Here is a 15,984-nt window from a genome sequence, read left to right on the forward strand (position 1 = left end):
GATCATGCCGTTCTCGCAGAACTAGAGATACGCGCAGATCACGCCGTTCTCGTAGAACTAGAGATACGCGCAGATCACGCCGTTCTCGCAGAACTAGAGATACGCGCAGATCACGCTCAAACAGAGGAAATGAAACACAATTTAAAACACAAAGACGTTATTGGAAAAACGGAAATATGTGGGAACTTAGACTAGGGAGATAAACATTCGTCTTAAGATCTCGACCTCAGAAGCTGGATAATCATAAAAACGAGGCTAACTTCAAAAAAGCATTGAAAAAAATGACTTTGTTGTGGGAAGCCTTTTTATTTATGCTCATCTTGATTTACATCTCCATGTGTACAACTATTGTTTAATTTAAAAAGCAAAAAAACTCCGCTGTTATTCGGCGGAGTCTTCTTTCTTTGATAACTGTAAAGCCTTTTTTACATCCTTATAGGATGAGGACTTTCCATACATTAATACGCCGCCTCTATACACCCTTGCCCCAAATATAGCCAAAATTACAGTCGTTCCAATTAGGATGGTAATGCCTAAAATCGGCTCCCATATAGGCAATGACAGCATTCCCACTCTTAAGAACATGAGCATTGGCGTGAAAAATGGAATATAAGATGTAATTGTCACAAAGGTTGAATCCGGCTGGCCTAGCCCAAACATTGCGATTAAAAAGCCTGCAACAATTAGCATAGTCATCGGCATGATCATTTGCTGGACATCTTCAATTCTGCTTACAAGCGAGCCGAGGAATGCGGCAAGAGTTGCATACAGGAAGTATCCCAGCAAGAAGAATATGCCTGCATACAAAACTGTGCTCATGGATAAGTCGCTAAAGCCGAATGCTTCAAACCAACCGCCTTCCATTGATGATAAATTTCTCTTCAATGAAGCATAGCCAACTAATCCGATGACAACCATTTGCGTAAAGCTCAATAAGCCAATACCTAAAATTTTTGCAAACATTTGCCTGATTGGAGGCACACTCGAAATAAGTATTTCCATCACACGGGATGATTTTTCGGTTGCTACTTCATTTGCAATCATGCTTGCGTACATAATCACTGCAAAATATATGAGGAAAAGCAACACATATACTAGCCCTCTAGCCTGACTTAGCTCTTCCTCTGTCTTTGCATTTTCTGCCAACGCCGTTGAATTAAATTCAACAGGAGCATATAATTCCGCAAGCTGCTCCTGAGATAGGTTCAGCTGTTCAGCCGCCATATCTGTTTTAATTTGCTGGAGCACATTTTGCAGGCTGGCAGCTACTGTAGAATCTGCAATACTGCTTGATTTGTATTCTCCCGCAGGAAGATTATCCTCACCTAGAGTTAAAATCAATAGCCCTTCATATTCGCCTTCAACCACTTTATTCTCCGCTTCTTCAACAGTACCGTTAAAATATTCAATTTCCATATTCTCATTTAAGGCTGCAAGCTGTTCTTCTAATGGAAATGTTGCCTCAGTTTCGTTAATAACCGCAATCTGATTCTTATCATCATCTGAAAAATAGCCGATAATATTGTTCATATTCGCCAGAACGACGATAAGTAAAGCGGTAATGATGGTTGTAACAATAAATGATTTCGTTTTTAGCTTAGTAATATAAGTATGCCAGAGGATAATCCAGAAATTATTCATATGCGGCACCTGCCTTTTCAATGAAAATATCATTCAATGAAGGCTCTTCAATCATAAATTTTCTAATAAAGCCTAGATCAACGATTTCTTTAAGAATTTGCTGTGCGGCAGATTCATCTTCTATCTGCAGATTAGCTCCTTCTGCTGTTATCCGCGCCCTTTTAACAAGCGGGTGGCTTTTAAAGAAATCCATTGAAAAATCACCATGTACAATTAGATTTTTCCTTCCAAATGATCTTTTGATTTCACGAAGCTCTCCATGAACAATTGGTTTACCTTTCTGCATAATGCATAAGTGCTCACAAAGCTCTTCCACGTGCTCCATGCGGTGAGATGAAAAAACAATGGTTGTTCCACTATTCTTTAAATCGATGACTGCGTCTTTTAACAACTCAACATTTACTGGATCTAAGCCGCTAAATGGTTCATCAAGTATTAACAACTGAGGTCTATGTATGACTGCAGAAATAAATTGAATCTTTTGCTGATTCCCCTTTGATAGCTCCTCCACTTTTTTATCTTTATATTCAGGAACCTTAAAGCGTTCAAGCCATATATCCAGTTCATTTAAGGCATCCTGCTTCTTCATTCCTCTTAGTCTTGCTAAATAAACAAGCTGATCTTTAACTTGTAATTTTGGATATAATCCTCTTTCTTCCGGCAAATAACCAATTAGTTCACTTGTTGAATAATCTATTGGCTTACCATTCCAGGTAATCTTCCCTTTAGTTGGATCAATCAAGCCTAAGATCATACGAAAGGTTGTCGTTTTACCTGCCCCATTCGCTCCTAAAAAACCAAACATTTCCTGCTCAGGAATAGAGAGTGAAAGGTCGTTTACCGCTGTAAACTGCCCGAACTTCTTTGTTATATTTTCTATTTTTAATGTCAAACAGAATTCCTCCCTTCACCACTTATACGTTATAGATTGCCAAAAAGGTTCATTTTTTAATAATTTTTCTTTTGCACATTATTAAAAATTATGTAAGAATAATAGTAACTATTTGAATTTTCATTCACTGATAAGTAGGGGGATAATCCATGAAAACATACAAACTTACTGCCTTTGAACCTACAGGCGAAAAAATCCTGGACGAGGCCTTTCAAGCAAATGACGATACAGAAGCAAAAAGCATCGGCGAACAATTGCTAAAAGAAAAACAACTGGAAGAAAAAACCCATCGTTGCTCTTCCCCAGCCGGAAAACTAGTCCTGTTTCATAGGTGAAAAGAAAAGCAGAGTGGCTTGCCAGCGCCAAAGCAAATAATCACTTCTCGAATTTTAAAGCCTGAGCATACGCTCAGGCCAATTTAATTATTTTCCTTTAAATATCGGTTTTCTTTTCTGGATAAATGCGTCTATGCCCTCTTTATGATCCGCTGTCCTTCGCATTTGCGCCTGACCGATTTTTTCCAGTTCAAGCACTTTTAATAACAATGGCCGATTTTTGTCTGCAAGGATTTTCTTTGTCTTGATCATCGCTTGAACTGGGCTATTTAACCAAAGTTGAATCTTCTTATTGAGCGCCTCTTCTAGGTTTTCTTCAGCAACCTCATGCACAAGTCCTTTTTTATATGCTTCTTCTGCAAGCATTGGCTTTCCTTCCCAGATAAGTTGCTTTGCCTTATCCTCACCTAGCTTGCTTTCAAGGAAGAAATGAGATCCTCCATCTGGTATGAGACCGATGCCAATAAAATTCATGGCAAACTTACTTTCTTTATCTGCTACAATATAGTCTGTAGCTAGTGCTAGACTAAACCCAAGACCTGCTGCAGCACCTTTTACAGCACTAATTGTCAGCTTCGGCATACTGTACAATGTAACGACAAGTTCATTAATTGCATCCATTACTACTGGGAAATCGCTTTCATTCGCTTCTAAAAGCATCGTTTTAATGTCTCCACCTGAAGAAAATGCTCGCCCTGATCCTTTTAAAACAACAATGTCTACTTCTTCAGTATTGCTGACTTCCTTCATTACAGAAGCCAAACCTTTAATCATCTCCACATTTAAAGAGTTTAAAGATTCAGGACGGTTCATTTCCACTGTTGCTACACGGCCTTCAATCGTTAGATTTACTGTATCTGTTACAAAATCAATTGCCAAACCTATCTCCTCCTTAAGCATTAATAATTCTATTATAAATAATAATTCTATATTTTCGCAATTTTGATGTATTTTTTTGTTTTTTCGTCTTTTTTTGTTGAAAATTTTAGTGTAATTGATTTGTATTTATGTAGCTCTGCAGAACAAAAGAAATCTAATAGCCAGTATTGACTATTAGATTTCTTTTTCATCTTCTACTTTTCAGTTAACTGTTTATTATATTGTTCTCTTAACTCGCGTTTGAGGAATTTCCCTACAGAGGATTTAGGTATTTCTGTGATAAATTGTACATCATCCGGTATCCACCATTTTGCAAATTGCGGTGTGAGAAAATTTAATAGTTCCTCTTTTGTCGTATTGTCTTTATATGCTTCATGTAAGACAATATATGCAAGCGGACGTTCCTGCCAGCGCTCATCCGGTATCCCGATTACTGCCGCTTCAAATACAGCCTCATGCGCCATCAGTGCATTCTCTATATCAACTGAAGAAATCCATTCGCCTCCACTCTTAATTAAATCCTTTGTCCTGTCGACAATTTTAACAAAACCTTCCTCATCGATTGTTACGACATCACCCGTATGGAGCCATCCGTCTTGGAAGGCGTCTGCGGTTCTTTCATCTTTATAGTACTCAGATGCAATCCATGGACCGCGTATACATAACTCGCCCATTTCCTTCCCGTCCCAGCTTACTTCACCTTTTTCGCTGACAATTTTTATTTCAAGCCCTGGAACTAACACACCTTGCTTTGCTCGGTAATCCAGTTTTTCTTCATACGGCAAGTCTTTTTGATAACTTTTTAGATTTGCAACGACTGCTAATGGGCTTGTTTCTGTCATGCCATATGCATGAATAAACGGGATTTTATGTTTCTCTTCAAAAGCCCGAATGATGCCTTTAGGGGCAGCAGAACCACCGCATAATAAGCCGCGCAATGAACTCATATCATATGAGTTTTCTTCAAGCTCCTTTAGCAATCCTAGCCATATCGTAGGCACACCCGCTGTAATTGTTATTTTTTCATCCTGAATCAATTCAGCGATTAGCTTAGGTGTGAAATATGGACCCGGCATGACCAATTTTGTGCCAAACCATACTGCCGCAAAAGGCAGTCCCCATGCATTCACATGAAACATTGGTACAATCGGCATAGCAATATCCTGTTCACTGACTCCCACACTATCTGCCATCCCAATGGCCATGCTATGTAACACGATGCCGCGATGAGAATAGATAACTCCTTTCGGATTTCCGGTTGTTGCAGAAGTATAGCACATTCCAGCAGGAGAATTTTCATCAAGATCGTCTGGATATTGATAATTTGCATCAGCGTTTTCCAACAGTTGTTCATAATTGTAAACAGGCGATAAAGTTGTTTCAGGCAATTCCATAGAATCGCTCATAATTACATAGGCTTCAACTGATTTTAGCTGATCCTGACATTTTTCAATGAGGGGAACCAAATCTGGATCAATCAATAATACTCTATCCTCTGCATGATTTATAATATAAACAATATGCTGAGGTGAAAGACGTATATTGATGGTGTGCAGCACCGCACCACTGCATGGTATCGCAAAATAGGCTTCCAGATGCCTATGGTGATTCCATGCCAGCGTGCCGACTTTATCGCCACGGTTCACACCCAATTGTTCTAAGCTCGAAGCCAGTCTTCTCGTCCTGTCGGCAATCTCCTTGTACGTAAAGGTGTGGATTCCAGTTTCTGTTCTTGATACGACTTCTTTCTTTGGAAAAAACATCTCAGCTCTTTTGATCATTTGCGTCATTGTCAAGGGTGTGTTCATCATTATTATTTCCCTCCTTTAGTAAAACGCTTTCATTCTATCCTCTAGAAGTTTATGATCTTTTGTACCTATTAGATTCTTCTTTTTTATAATTAATCCTCCTATTACGTACAGTTTTTTTATTTCTAACTTAAGCGTGACTATAAAAACTAATTAAGTGACGTTCTCGTTCGATTCGAGCAGAACCATCGCATGATGCGGAAAAGGACTGCACATTTTTTCTGTGCAGTCCTTTTTGCGAGTGACCGAATGCAGCGTGTCAAAACAGACAGGCAGCTAGGTTAACATGGTCAAATTGGTGACTCTGTTTTATTAAATAATTCGTTTAGTATGATAAGTTTTTTATCTGTATATAGTTCGTAGCTTTCATTGTAAGATTTCGGGTCTTTCGGATTTGCGAAATGAGTAATTTTCCCTGTTTCAGGGTGAATAAACTTACTTGCAGCCCCGCATCCTATTCCAATGATAGTCTGCTGCTCTTCCATAATCATGATATTATAAATGCTTTCTTGATTAGGCAGTGCATAGCCTACATTTTCAAGATTGCCTAGAATATTCTTTTGCCGATATAAATAGTAAGGGGCATAATTATGATTCTGTGTCCAAGTTTCGGCCATACTCATCATTTTTTCAACCTCTGAACGCTCTGCGACTTTATATCTTGCTTTATTTCTTGTCATTTCAGAGGCCCTTTTAAATGAAAGTGTATGAACAGTAAGGGATTCAGGCATAAGTTTTGCCGATTCGTATAAAGAATGGCCGAACTCTTCCACGCCCTCATTTGGCAAACCAATAATTAAATCCATATTAATGTTATTCATACCTAAGTTGCGAGCAAGGTGAAATTTATCAATCGTTTCTTCAACGGTATGATGTCTTCCGATAGCTTTCAATGTTTCTTGTGTATACGATTGTGGATTGATGCTAATGCGGTCAATATTCCATTTCTTTAACACTTCCAGCTTTTCTTCAGTGATTGTATCAGGTCTTCCTGCCTCAACAGTTACTTCACGAATGTTTTTTACATCTGGAAAGGATGCGTACATTTCTTCATACAACATATCCATTTCTTCTGCAGTAATGCTAGTTGGCGTTCCTCCGCCATAATAAACTGTCGTAATCTTGACATCGTTATCCTTAAGCCATTTGCCGACCTTTTTCATTTCATAATGAAGACCGCCGAGAAATGAATCGACAGATCCTTGTCGGCCATTAATCGCATATGCAGGAAATGTGCAGTAAGCGCATTTAGTCGGGCAGAAAGGGATACCGATATAGATGCTTACTTCATTTTTCAACTCATATAAATCAGGTACGCACGCTAATTGGCGTTCGACGATTCTTTGCATTAAATCAATTTTTTCATCCGTAATTAAATAGTCTTCTTTTAACTGTTTATGGGCAGCTTCCAGACTGTTCCCAGCCTTCATATGCCGATGAAGGAGTTTAGTTGGACGCATCCCTGTTAGGATACCCCATTTCTGGATGACCCCTGTCCACTCTTGAAGTACAGATAAATAAGCATGGGATACAGCATATTTTTGCTGTTTAAAATATTCTTTATCTGTTACATACGCCTGTAACTTTTTTTCATATTCCGTACTATATTCATTGCCCTCATTGTCTTGCAAAATGAGGTTAACCTTAACCTTATCTTCAACTTGAATTTGAAAAGTCAGCACAGCATCGGCCGCCTCTTCTTCACTTCCGTCACTTATGATTGAACACTCTTCAAAAAATAAATTCCCAATTAATTGGAGCGGTCTATTAAATCGTTCATCTTCTAGTCCGTTAATGGATAGTATCATTTTATTCACCTTTATTTTCATCTTTTGCACAAACTTCTTTAAGTGTACAAAATTGATTATACAAGGTCAACTACAGGTTTCATCCATTCAGCCGCGGCAACAAAAAGAACATCCAATCACTAAAGACTGAATGTCCATGGGATTATTTATTTTAAGAGATTCATCTTCCTTAAAAATTGAATTGGATGTTGCTTTCTAAAATGTTCCTTTACCATATAAGTAACGCCTTGCTGGTCATTGCTTCTAGTAAGCCAATCTGCTGCTTTCTTCACATCTGCTGTTGCATTACCCATAGCTACACCTAAACCGGCTGCTTCGATCATTTCTAAATCATCCGAACCATCGCCAATTACGACCATTTCTTGTCTGCTAATGCCGAGTCTATCGCCTAAGTAAAGAAGTCCATTTAATTTAGATACCTCTTTTGGAACAATATCAAGACGCATTTCGCTTAATACAATCGTGCTTATTTCGTCCCCAAATACTGCTTCAATTGCCGTTTGCGCATCAACTAAATCTTCAGGATATTCAAAATAAATCTCTATTTTCGGAGGTGTAACGGGATCATCAATGATTGTTTCACTCAAAGACTCTACAAACTGCTGGGAATAAAAAACCGGGTCTCCTGAAGTAAAAACAGTTTTCGCAAGTAAGTTATGATTTAATTTTGACTTATTTGCCAAAGAGAATTTTTCATGAACGAGTCTAATCTGGCACGGAAATCCCTCCAGAATTCTTACCATTTCATACGTAGTTGCTTCTGGAATCCTTTTAACAAAAATTGGTTTTTCTAATAAACCGGCAATATATGCTCCCCTATGAGTGACAAGCAGAGAATCTAATTTTAACGCCTTAGCCACCTTTCTAGCCGAAGGGAAATTTCTCGAAGTGACGAGGGTAACATATATTCCTTTTTGCTGCACATAATCTATCGCTTCTTTAGTTGATTTATGGATCCTTCCATTACTCTGCAGAAGGGTACCATCAATATTTATAGCCAGTAGACGATAAATCATCTTCTTGCCCCCTATTCCTGATGAAAATTGTCCTTACCTCACTTTTATGTCGGTAAGTATTGAATTAGAACAGTAAGCGAAATTCGACGTCGTAACATCTATTAGCGAAAATAAAAAAAGATGTAAGCGATAAGCTTACACCCATTTCATTCAAATTATTGTGCGGCCCCATATAAATCTTCCAATGGCTTCATGATGATTTTATTCAATTCAGTTATCGCCATGCTCATACGTTGTTCAGCTTCCATTAACTTAGCAATTTGATCATGCTGCTGAACAAGCGCAACTGATTTTTGTGCTTGTTCCACTTCTTCCTGTGTAATCTCCTGACCTGTCATTTGCTTTTGCTGCAGCTCCATTTGGATATTACGGAAATTATCAAACATTGCTTTTGCTGATGGATCAGCGTTAACTGCATCATATGCTTCTTTCAATGCTATATACTCATCACTTTCGCGAATAGCTTTTTCCAATTCATATGCTGTATCATGTAGATTTACTGACAAGATGAACACTTCCTTTTCATAAGACTTCATACCACTATAACAGACTATGAATAGGAAATCGAATAGGAACCCTTTTTATAAAATCCAAACTGCCAGCACCCCTTGGATAATTCCAATCAGTCCTCCAAGAAATGCACCTAAGAAAGTAATCATCTTTAGTTCACTTCTAATAATAGAAAAGACCATTTCTTCCAGACGCTCAAAAGAGAATGAACTTACTTGGTCGCGGACAATTTCACTTAATTTCAGCTTCTTCATAAGCCCTTCCACTTTTTCTGCAGCCCATTCAGTTAGCATCTTTACGGACGAAGGTGCCAGCTCATCTATCAAATACGGGCGGAACTTGACAGTAAGGCTGGATATAGATGCATTGAATACGGATGGAACTGATGCGACATTATTGAAAAAGCTCTTAATGATACGCATTATTTTTTCCTTATCAAACTGCTCCTCAATCAAACTTGTCTCTTTTTCTAAAAGTTTATGCCATTCTTTCATCAAAAGCGTTGTAATAATTTCTTCCGTACCCTCATTATTTAAAAATTTTATCAGCTCAGGCTGTATTTTTTCTGCTAAATTAACATTTCCTAAAAACATTTGCAGCATATTTCTTAGCATGCCACTGCGGCCCTGAACAAAATCATCCGCCATTCTTTGGATTCTCATTTTCCCTTCATCGCTGGAAAAGTAATCCACACCTTTTTGAATTATCATTTTACTAATTACAGGGATTTTTTCTTCTCCTTTTGCAATTATCTCTGGAGACAGAACATTTTTTATTGGTTGATAACGATATGTCTCCATTAATTCATCATATTTTCTTTCCAGCCAGTCATTGAGATACGATTCTGTCTTCTTTTGTCCATCTGAAATGCCCCATTTATCGAGTAAGTGGTTAACAGACTTTTCAGAATCGAGGACATTCGATAGTTCGGTTTGAACTAAGCCTGTTATTTCCTTTTGAAAAATTGGGTTCATTAGCTTTAATTTGATGCTTTCAGCTGTTAATAAATGATTTACAACAAGGTTCCCCATTTGCACTGCCATTTCATCTCGTCTTTTTGGAATTAGACCTGGTGTAAACGGGAGGCGCCACTTGCCAATATATATTGCCTTGTATGGTTTAAACAGCATTTTTATCGCTAAATAGTTTGTTACGCCGCCAACGATTGCCCCAATGACGACCATTAATACGATGGTTGTTAATATTTCCATTAATGTTCCTCTACCTTTCTTTTTAAAACAGAGCCTTTTGCTTATTCACCATTTTTATTTACTCTTCATACGATGTCGTATCAGCATTCGCCTATTTTTCATTATATATCCACTCACGCTTGGCGAGCAAATGGGGAATGATAATGAGCGCTTTTATACCGGTAACGATTAAAACGATGCTTGATTGCCACGAAGCAAAGCTATCTATCAGCTATTCACTAGCACAATTTTGGGGTTTGAATATTAGCCAGCCGATTCTACTCAAGTTCGGTCAAAAAGAAATCCATGTTCATATTGATTGTGCTTCAAATACGAAAGATGAAGTCTTTATTAGTGGGGCGATACGAGATGAACTATTATTTCCTTTATTAAATATTAAACTAATTGCCTTCTATTCATCTCATTATCATTCTTTAACCCTTGGGCCCTTACTCGGTGTACTAACAGATTTTATTGAAAATGATACGGATTCGCTACCCTACTTTCGATCGATTCATTCTTTTTGTTTAGAGATGCAGCAAATCATTTCCGAAAATGGCGGATTTTTATATATTCTTCATCCAAAAGATGTTGAGGAAGGGATGACGAAAGGATATTATTACCAAAACGAACAATGGATCAAGGCTGAAGTTCCTCTTCCTAATGTTATTTATAATCGCATTCATTCCAGAAGGATTGAAAAGACAAAAAGCTTTACTCATCTGAGAAAAATAATTTCATCACATAATATTCCATTATTCAATGAACGATTTTTATCAAAAGCTGATGTACATCAGCTTTTGCACTTGGAGGAACATATATTACCTTATCTGCCCGATACAGCGATTGCGAATCATTCTAATATTGCTAACTTATGTATGAAGTACTCTACCCTATTCATTAAACCGACTCACGGCAGTCAAGGAAGACAGATCATTCAAATTAAGAAAACAGCTATTGGTTATGAAGCTGCTTATTCCTCGGGACTAGACAGTGAAAATAAGCGTCTATACGAATCGATTGAAGACTTTTTAATTTCATTTAACAAACATATGCCAGAAAGGCAGTATATTGTTCAACAAGGGATTTCATTATTGTCTTATCATAACCGTCCTTTAGACTTCAGGATTCTATGTCATAAAAATAGTCAAAACCTCTGGAAGGTAACATCCACAGTAGCTCGTATTTCAAACGAAAAGCAATTTGTTTCCAATCTTGCCCAAGGTGGCGAGGTGATGAAGCCAATATCGTTACTCACACAGCTATTTGACCGAAACACAGCCATTCAGCAATTAGCCTTAATGAAAGAATTAGCAACAGAGGTGTGTACCATTATCGATCAAAAAACATATGGTCTTTTCGGTGAATTAGGGATTGATTTAGGAGTTGACGAATCAGGCGGCTTATGGATTATTGAAGCAAACTCAAAGCCTTCAAAGAAAACTGAAAATCATTTTAATAAAGTTCGACCTTCTGCAAAAGCGCTCGTTGAATATTGTACATCACTTGCTTTTTCCAAAATAAAAAACAAGGAGGATCCTGAACATGATATCTTTAGGAATTATGACATTAAATAATACAAGCGAACGGACCTATATAAATGAAATTGCTAAAAGAGCAAATGCAAATGGCATGAATTGCTATCGATTTATACCCACTGATATTCATCCTGGGAGTAAACATATTAAAGGAGAGTTTTATAATAAAGATGCTGATAGGTGGGAATCAAGTACTTTTCTACTGCCGGAGCTGGTGTATGACCGTTGCTACTATCAAGAAGATTTTCATTCCAAACAATGTCAAGCAATTGTGAATTGGATGAAACAAAGCGGCAAGACTATCTTCCTTGGTATGGGGCTGCCAAATAAACTTGAAATTTACAGAACGCTCAAACAATCATCACTTTCACCTTATTTGCCTAAATCTGAGCCATTCACTTCTGCTAAAAGTTTTATTGCGCAGCTAAAAACAGATAGGCAGCTCGTATTAAAGCCCATTAATGGCTCACAAGGGAAAGGCATCTATGTAGTACAGTTATTAAATGACAATTTAATCATTAGCACAGATAAGCAAGAAAAACATATCTCACAAACTATGTCGGTCAAATCCGCAACAAATTGGTTAACAAAACTAACAAGGAAATATCAATATTTCATTCAACCGTTACTATATTTAAAAAATGAAAACAACCAGCCGTTTGATTTACGCATTTTCCTGCAAAAAGACGAAAAAGGGGTATGGAATGAATTAAGCAGAGGTATGAGAACCGGGAAAACTGATGGAATTATTTCTAATTTAAGCGCTGGAGGTTCTATCACTTCATTTACTGAATGGGTTAATACGCTTCCTTCCAAACAGCGTGCTTTTCTTAAAGAAGAATTGGAGGATATTTTAAGTAAGCTTCCCGCTTTATTAGAAAGTACATTTCCCCCACTTTTTGAGATCGGTATAGATATAGGCATCGAAAACAATGGTGCAATCTGGATATTGGATATCAACTCAAAGCCGGGTAGAAAAATGGTACTTGAGACAAAGCCAGAATTAGCCGAACAATTATATTTAGCTCCCATTCTTTTTGGGAAGCACCTACTTTCCGCAAATACCTTTGAAAGGAAATGATTTGCATGAGAAGCAGATATCAAATAGAAATTACGGATGAATCAACTGGTTCCGTCTTCCTGCCTAACGAGTTAGAAGTCAAAACAGCATTATATCATATCGCATTTGGAACAATTTCTATCGATGCAAAGTTTAGACAGCAGCAAGATAACCGGCAAAAAATTACGATTAGCAAAGATATTGCAGAAAAAATCAAATTTCCTGATATGAAGATTCCGCTCCACCTATTTATTCAAGACGAGACATTGATGATTGGCCCATTGATTGGAATTTTCACTTCTGGATTTACCCCTTTCCCAATGAGACCTGTTGGCGAACGAACAATGTTCTTTGCCAAATTATTATCTGTCAGTAAAAATATTGGCGCACTCCCTTTTCTGTTTGGAGAAAAGCATATTAACTGGGAACATGGAACAATCAATGGTTTGTTTTATCATTTAGATGGCTGGAAATCTATAGAGGTCCCCATCCCTAATGTCATATATGACCGGCTTCCCAATCGAAAAAGCGAGAGGCAGGAAGAGCAAAGACAAGTAAAAGCGAGACTTCAATCAGAATACTTAATCCCATGGTATAATCCAGGCTTTTTTAATAAATTGGACATTAATGAACGTTTGCAGCAAGAAGAAAGTATATTACAGTATCTTCCAGAAACCCAGCCATTCACTTCGTTCTCAGCCATAGAAAGAATGCTGGCTGATTATGGGCATGTCTATATTAAGCCAATCAACGGCAGCCTTGGGTTAGGCATTCATCAAGTCATTTATGATAAACATGAACATGCTTATTATTGCCGGTATCGTGATTATAAAACAGACAGTAATAAATTGAGAAAGTTTCCAACACTTGAAGCTTTGATGACACATGTATTTGCCGGCAAAAAATTAAATAGACTTCTTGTCCAACAAGGGATTCACTTATTAAGAAAAGTTCAGCGCCCGATTGATTTTAGAGTTCATACAAACAAAGATGAAAATGGCAATTGGAATGTAACAGCTATTGCAGGAAAAATTGCTGGCACAGGAAGTGTGACAACACATGTAAAAAACGGCGGTGAAGTAAAATCAATCAATGAGATATTTGAAGACAAAAATGAGCAAGTTCAAGCAGTGGATAAATTAGAAAAAGCAGCGATTGCATTGAGTAAAGCAATTGATGAACAAATCGAAGGCATTATTGGTGAAATTGGATTTGATCTCGGGCTCGATCGCGAAGGAAATGTTTGGCTGTTTGAAGCGAATTCTAAGCCTGGAAGATCTATTTTTAATCATCCTCAATTAAAGGATTTTGATTTACTTACGCGTAAGTTATCACTATCGTTTTCCATCTATTTAACAGAACAAATGATGGCAAGTCCAGAGGAACTGTTCAAATGAATGTATTTTATGATAGACAAAACAACCAATGGCATAGCCTTGATGGAGCATTGCTTGGCAGTAATCTTTTACCCACAATGAAAGTGCAAAAGCCAGATAGCAGCTGGCTTCACTTTCATCTTCAAATAAATAACCATTTCGCCGGTCCGATTATCGGCATCCTCACAAGTAAAGGAAGAAAAGAATCGTTTGCTGGAAATGGTCCGCTTTTTCTCTCATTACAGAAGGAAGTGCAGAAAAACAATGGTCTGACTATCATATTTACTTCAGATGATATTAATGAAAGGTCTATTAGCGGATTTGTGTTTATGCAAAATCAAAATAAATGGGTAGCTGTCACTGCACCTCTTCCACATATCGTTTATAATCGGATACCATTTAGACGAGATGAAAATACAGACAGCTTTCGAAAAGCTAGAGCATTCTTTTCTAAAAATGAAATTCCCTTTTTCAATCCCAATTTTTTAAATAAAGATAGGCTGTTTGAAGTACTAAAAACTTCTAATAAAATCAAACCTCTTTTACCAGAAATCATTAATATAAATAAGAAGGATGGCTTATACCAATTTCTAATTAAGATGCAAAAAATATACTTAAAGCCAGCTAATGGCGCAAAAGGAAAAGGTATTTATCTCCTGACTATGCAGGAAAACGATGAGTTAAGTTTAGCTGGCACCAATGACACAATATCATTTACATCGTTTGAACAATTTTGGAATGAATGGAAAAACAAGATGGACACTTATGAATACTTAGCTCAAAAAGCAATTGATCCAGTACTTTATAATGGATTTCGCTATGACTTTCGGGTACTTGCTCATTTTAACGGGAACAATCATGAAGTAACAGGAGTTGGAATTCGTCAATCACAGACCCAGCAAATAACCACGCATATTCCTCATGGTGGTAAACTGATTCCATATGAAAAGTTTCAAACAGATTACCTTGATCAATTCTTTAAAGAAATTGTAAGCGAAATAGGAAATGTTCTTTCAAAACATCTTGGTGTTTTCGGGGAATTTTCCATTGATACTGGACTTTCTAAAGATGGTTGCTATTATATTTATGAAGTGAACTCAAAACCGATGATTTTTGATGAAAACGAAATTGAAATAAAGAGAATTCAAAGGCTTACTCAACTATGTTTAGCATTAAGCGGATTTAAATAAATGACTTTACTCGGGAAGGGTCCTACTTATATCGTGAGCAGCTCATGGAAATCAAAAAAATTATCAAAATAGACAAAAAAGGATGGAATCATTGCCCTTTAAACGCACTTGGGTATTCGCTTAAAAACCGTTACAATATATTATAGGAGGGGTTTCGATGTTAACACATTTCCAGTACAGTTCTTTATACGAAAATAAACAGCTTCCAGGCTGGAAGTTTTCATTTTATTTTGCGAAACAAAAATATGCGGGATATTATCATCAGGATGGATCAATTGAATGGACGTCTGAAAAGCCTGAAGCACGAGATGAAGAGGAACTGAAAGGCCGAATACATGAATTAATGTTATATCATGTGTATGATAATCAACGATAATTCTCACCTTCATGCATAAACATCTCCTTTATTTGGAAACCTAATTGAAAGTTTCTTAAAGGAGGCAATGGCCATGTCTGATAAAAAAGAGCAGGATGTAAAAAAGGACTTGGAAAACGAGGGCAGAAATGAAGCTTATTTAGATATCGATCGAATTATTAATGAAGGAATGGCAGGCGGGCTTGTCCAAGTCCGGGGCGGCTTGACAAATATAGAAGAAGCCCGAGATTTAGAAGAAGAGGAGCCTCCTCATCATTCTGAAGAATAAAGTGCCACCACACGTGGCGTATTTAATTCTGATCAGCTTGCTTTTACAGGCAGTGTAACCGCCCGTTATTCTGCGTTAAAAATAAAGAGGCTCTTTT

15 protein-coding genes and 1 pseudogene are annotated in these 15,984 nt (G+C 37.4%); 8 read left to right on the forward strand and 8 right to left on the reverse strand.

The features are described from left to right. Positions 1-203 (forward strand): annotated as a pseudogene (locus tag CWS20_RS28490) (CotG/ExsB N-terminal domain-containing protein); the annotation flags it as partial. Positions 204-381: 178 nt separating this feature from the next. Here the strand turns inward: CWS20_RS28490 and CWS20_RS15330 are convergent. Continuing rightward, positions 382-1,641: an ABC transporter permease gene (locus tag CWS20_RS15330; protein WP_066195832.1), complete on the reverse strand. Its 1,260-nt coding sequence runs from the start codon at positions 1,639-1,641 to the stop codon at positions 382-384. Further along, the gene (locus CWS20_RS15335) at positions 1,634-2,533 is read right to left on the reverse strand and encodes an ABC transporter ATP-binding protein (protein WP_066195830.1); all 900 of its coding nucleotides are present in this window, start codon (positions 2,531-2,533) and stop codon (positions 1,634-1,636) included. The genes CWS20_RS15330 and CWS20_RS15335 overlap by 8 nt, the downstream gene beginning before the upstream one ends. A 149-nt stretch (positions 2,534-2,682) precedes the next feature. Between CWS20_RS15335 and CWS20_RS15340 the strand changes: the two genes are divergently transcribed. Continuing rightward, positions 2,683-2,868 (forward strand): YhzD family protein, encoded by a 186-nt coding sequence (locus CWS20_RS15340; RefSeq protein WP_066195826.1) that lies wholly within the window; start codon positions 2,683-2,685, stop codon positions 2,866-2,868. An 87-nt stretch (positions 2,869-2,955) separates the two neighbouring features. On the opposite strand, the gene CWS20_RS15345 is transcribed toward CWS20_RS15340, so the two are convergent. The 6 genes from CWS20_RS15345 to CWS20_RS15370 form a co-directional block, all read right to left on the reverse strand. Then, entirely contained in the window at positions 2,956-3,747 is a 792-nt protein-coding gene (locus CWS20_RS15345; RefSeq protein WP_101226342.1) for an enoyl-CoA hydratase, read from the reverse strand. Between the two features lie 194 nt (positions 3,748-3,941). Then, positions 3,942-5,558 carry a long-chain fatty acid--CoA ligase gene (locus tag CWS20_RS15350; RefSeq protein ID WP_180321516.1) on the reverse strand — a complete coding sequence of 539 codons (1,617 nt, stop codon included), beginning with the start codon at positions 5,556-5,558 and terminating at the stop codon, positions 3,942-3,944. A gap of 287 nt (positions 5,559-5,845) precedes the next feature. Further along, positions 5,846-7,363: a coproporphyrinogen III oxidase gene (locus CWS20_RS15355; protein WP_066195819.1), complete on the reverse strand. Its 1,518-nt coding sequence runs from the start codon at positions 7,361-7,363 to the stop codon at positions 5,846-5,848. 146 nt (positions 7,364-7,509) lie between these two features. Next, a complete protein-coding gene (locus tag CWS20_RS15360; RefSeq protein WP_066195817.1) occupies positions 7,510-8,379 on the reverse strand; it encodes a Cof-type HAD-IIB family hydrolase in 870 nt (289 codons plus the stop codon). Between the two features lie 155 nt (positions 8,380-8,534). Then, positions 8,535-8,885, reverse strand: a complete 351-nt coding sequence (locus tag CWS20_RS15365; RefSeq protein WP_066195815.1) for a YlbF/YmcA family competence regulator — start codon at positions 8,883-8,885, stop codon at positions 8,535-8,537. 75 nt (positions 8,886-8,960) lie between these two features. Continuing rightward, a complete protein-coding gene (locus CWS20_RS15370; RefSeq protein WP_066195813.1) occupies positions 8,961-10,100 on the reverse strand; it encodes a DUF445 domain-containing protein in 1,140 nt (379 codons plus the stop codon). Between the two features lie 143 nt (positions 10,101-10,243). On the opposite strand from CWS20_RS15370, the gene CWS20_RS15375 reads away from it, so the two are divergent. The 6 genes from CWS20_RS15375 to CWS20_RS15400 all read left to right on the forward strand — a co-directional run bounded on the left by CWS20_RS15375 (position 10,244) and on the right by CWS20_RS15400 (position 15,887). Further along, entirely contained in the window at positions 10,244-11,656 is a 1,413-nt protein-coding gene (locus CWS20_RS15375; RefSeq protein WP_158237009.1) for a YheC/YheD family endospore coat-associated protein, read from the forward strand. Further along, on the forward strand, positions 11,625-12,698 hold the full coding sequence (locus tag CWS20_RS15380) for a YheC/YheD family endospore coat-associated protein (protein WP_066195808.1): 1,074 nt from the start codon (positions 11,625-11,627) through the stop codon (positions 12,696-12,698). Before CWS20_RS15375 ends, CWS20_RS15380 begins: the two co-directional genes overlap by 32 nt. A 5-nt stretch (positions 12,699-12,703) precedes the next feature. Then, on the forward strand, positions 12,704-14,074 hold the full coding sequence (locus CWS20_RS15385; RefSeq protein WP_066195806.1) for a YheC/YheD family endospore coat-associated protein: 1,371 nt from the start codon (positions 12,704-12,706) through the stop codon (positions 14,072-14,074). Further along, on the forward strand, positions 14,071-15,243 hold the full coding sequence (locus CWS20_RS15390; protein WP_066195803.1) for a YheC/YheD family endospore coat-associated protein: 1,173 nt from the start codon (positions 14,071-14,073) through the stop codon (positions 15,241-15,243). Before CWS20_RS15385 ends, CWS20_RS15390 begins: the two co-directional genes overlap by 4 nt. A 157-nt stretch (positions 15,244-15,400) precedes the next feature. Then, positions 15,401-15,619 carry a YheE family protein gene (locus tag CWS20_RS15395; protein ID WP_066195801.1) on the forward strand — a complete coding sequence of 73 codons (219 nt, stop codon included), beginning with the start codon at positions 15,401-15,403 and terminating at the stop codon, positions 15,617-15,619. Between the two features lie 73 nt (positions 15,620-15,692). Next, a complete protein-coding gene (locus CWS20_RS15400) occupies positions 15,693-15,887 on the forward strand; it encodes a hypothetical protein (RefSeq protein ID WP_066195798.1) in 195 nt (64 codons plus the stop codon). Positions 15,888-15,984 lie beyond the last annotated feature (97 nt).

Origin of the sequence: Cytobacillus horneckiae (assembly GCF_002835735.1) — a bacterium.
GTDB classification, from domain to species: domain Bacteria; phylum Bacillota; class Bacilli; order Bacillales; family Cytobacillaceae; genus Cytobacillus; species Cytobacillus horneckiae.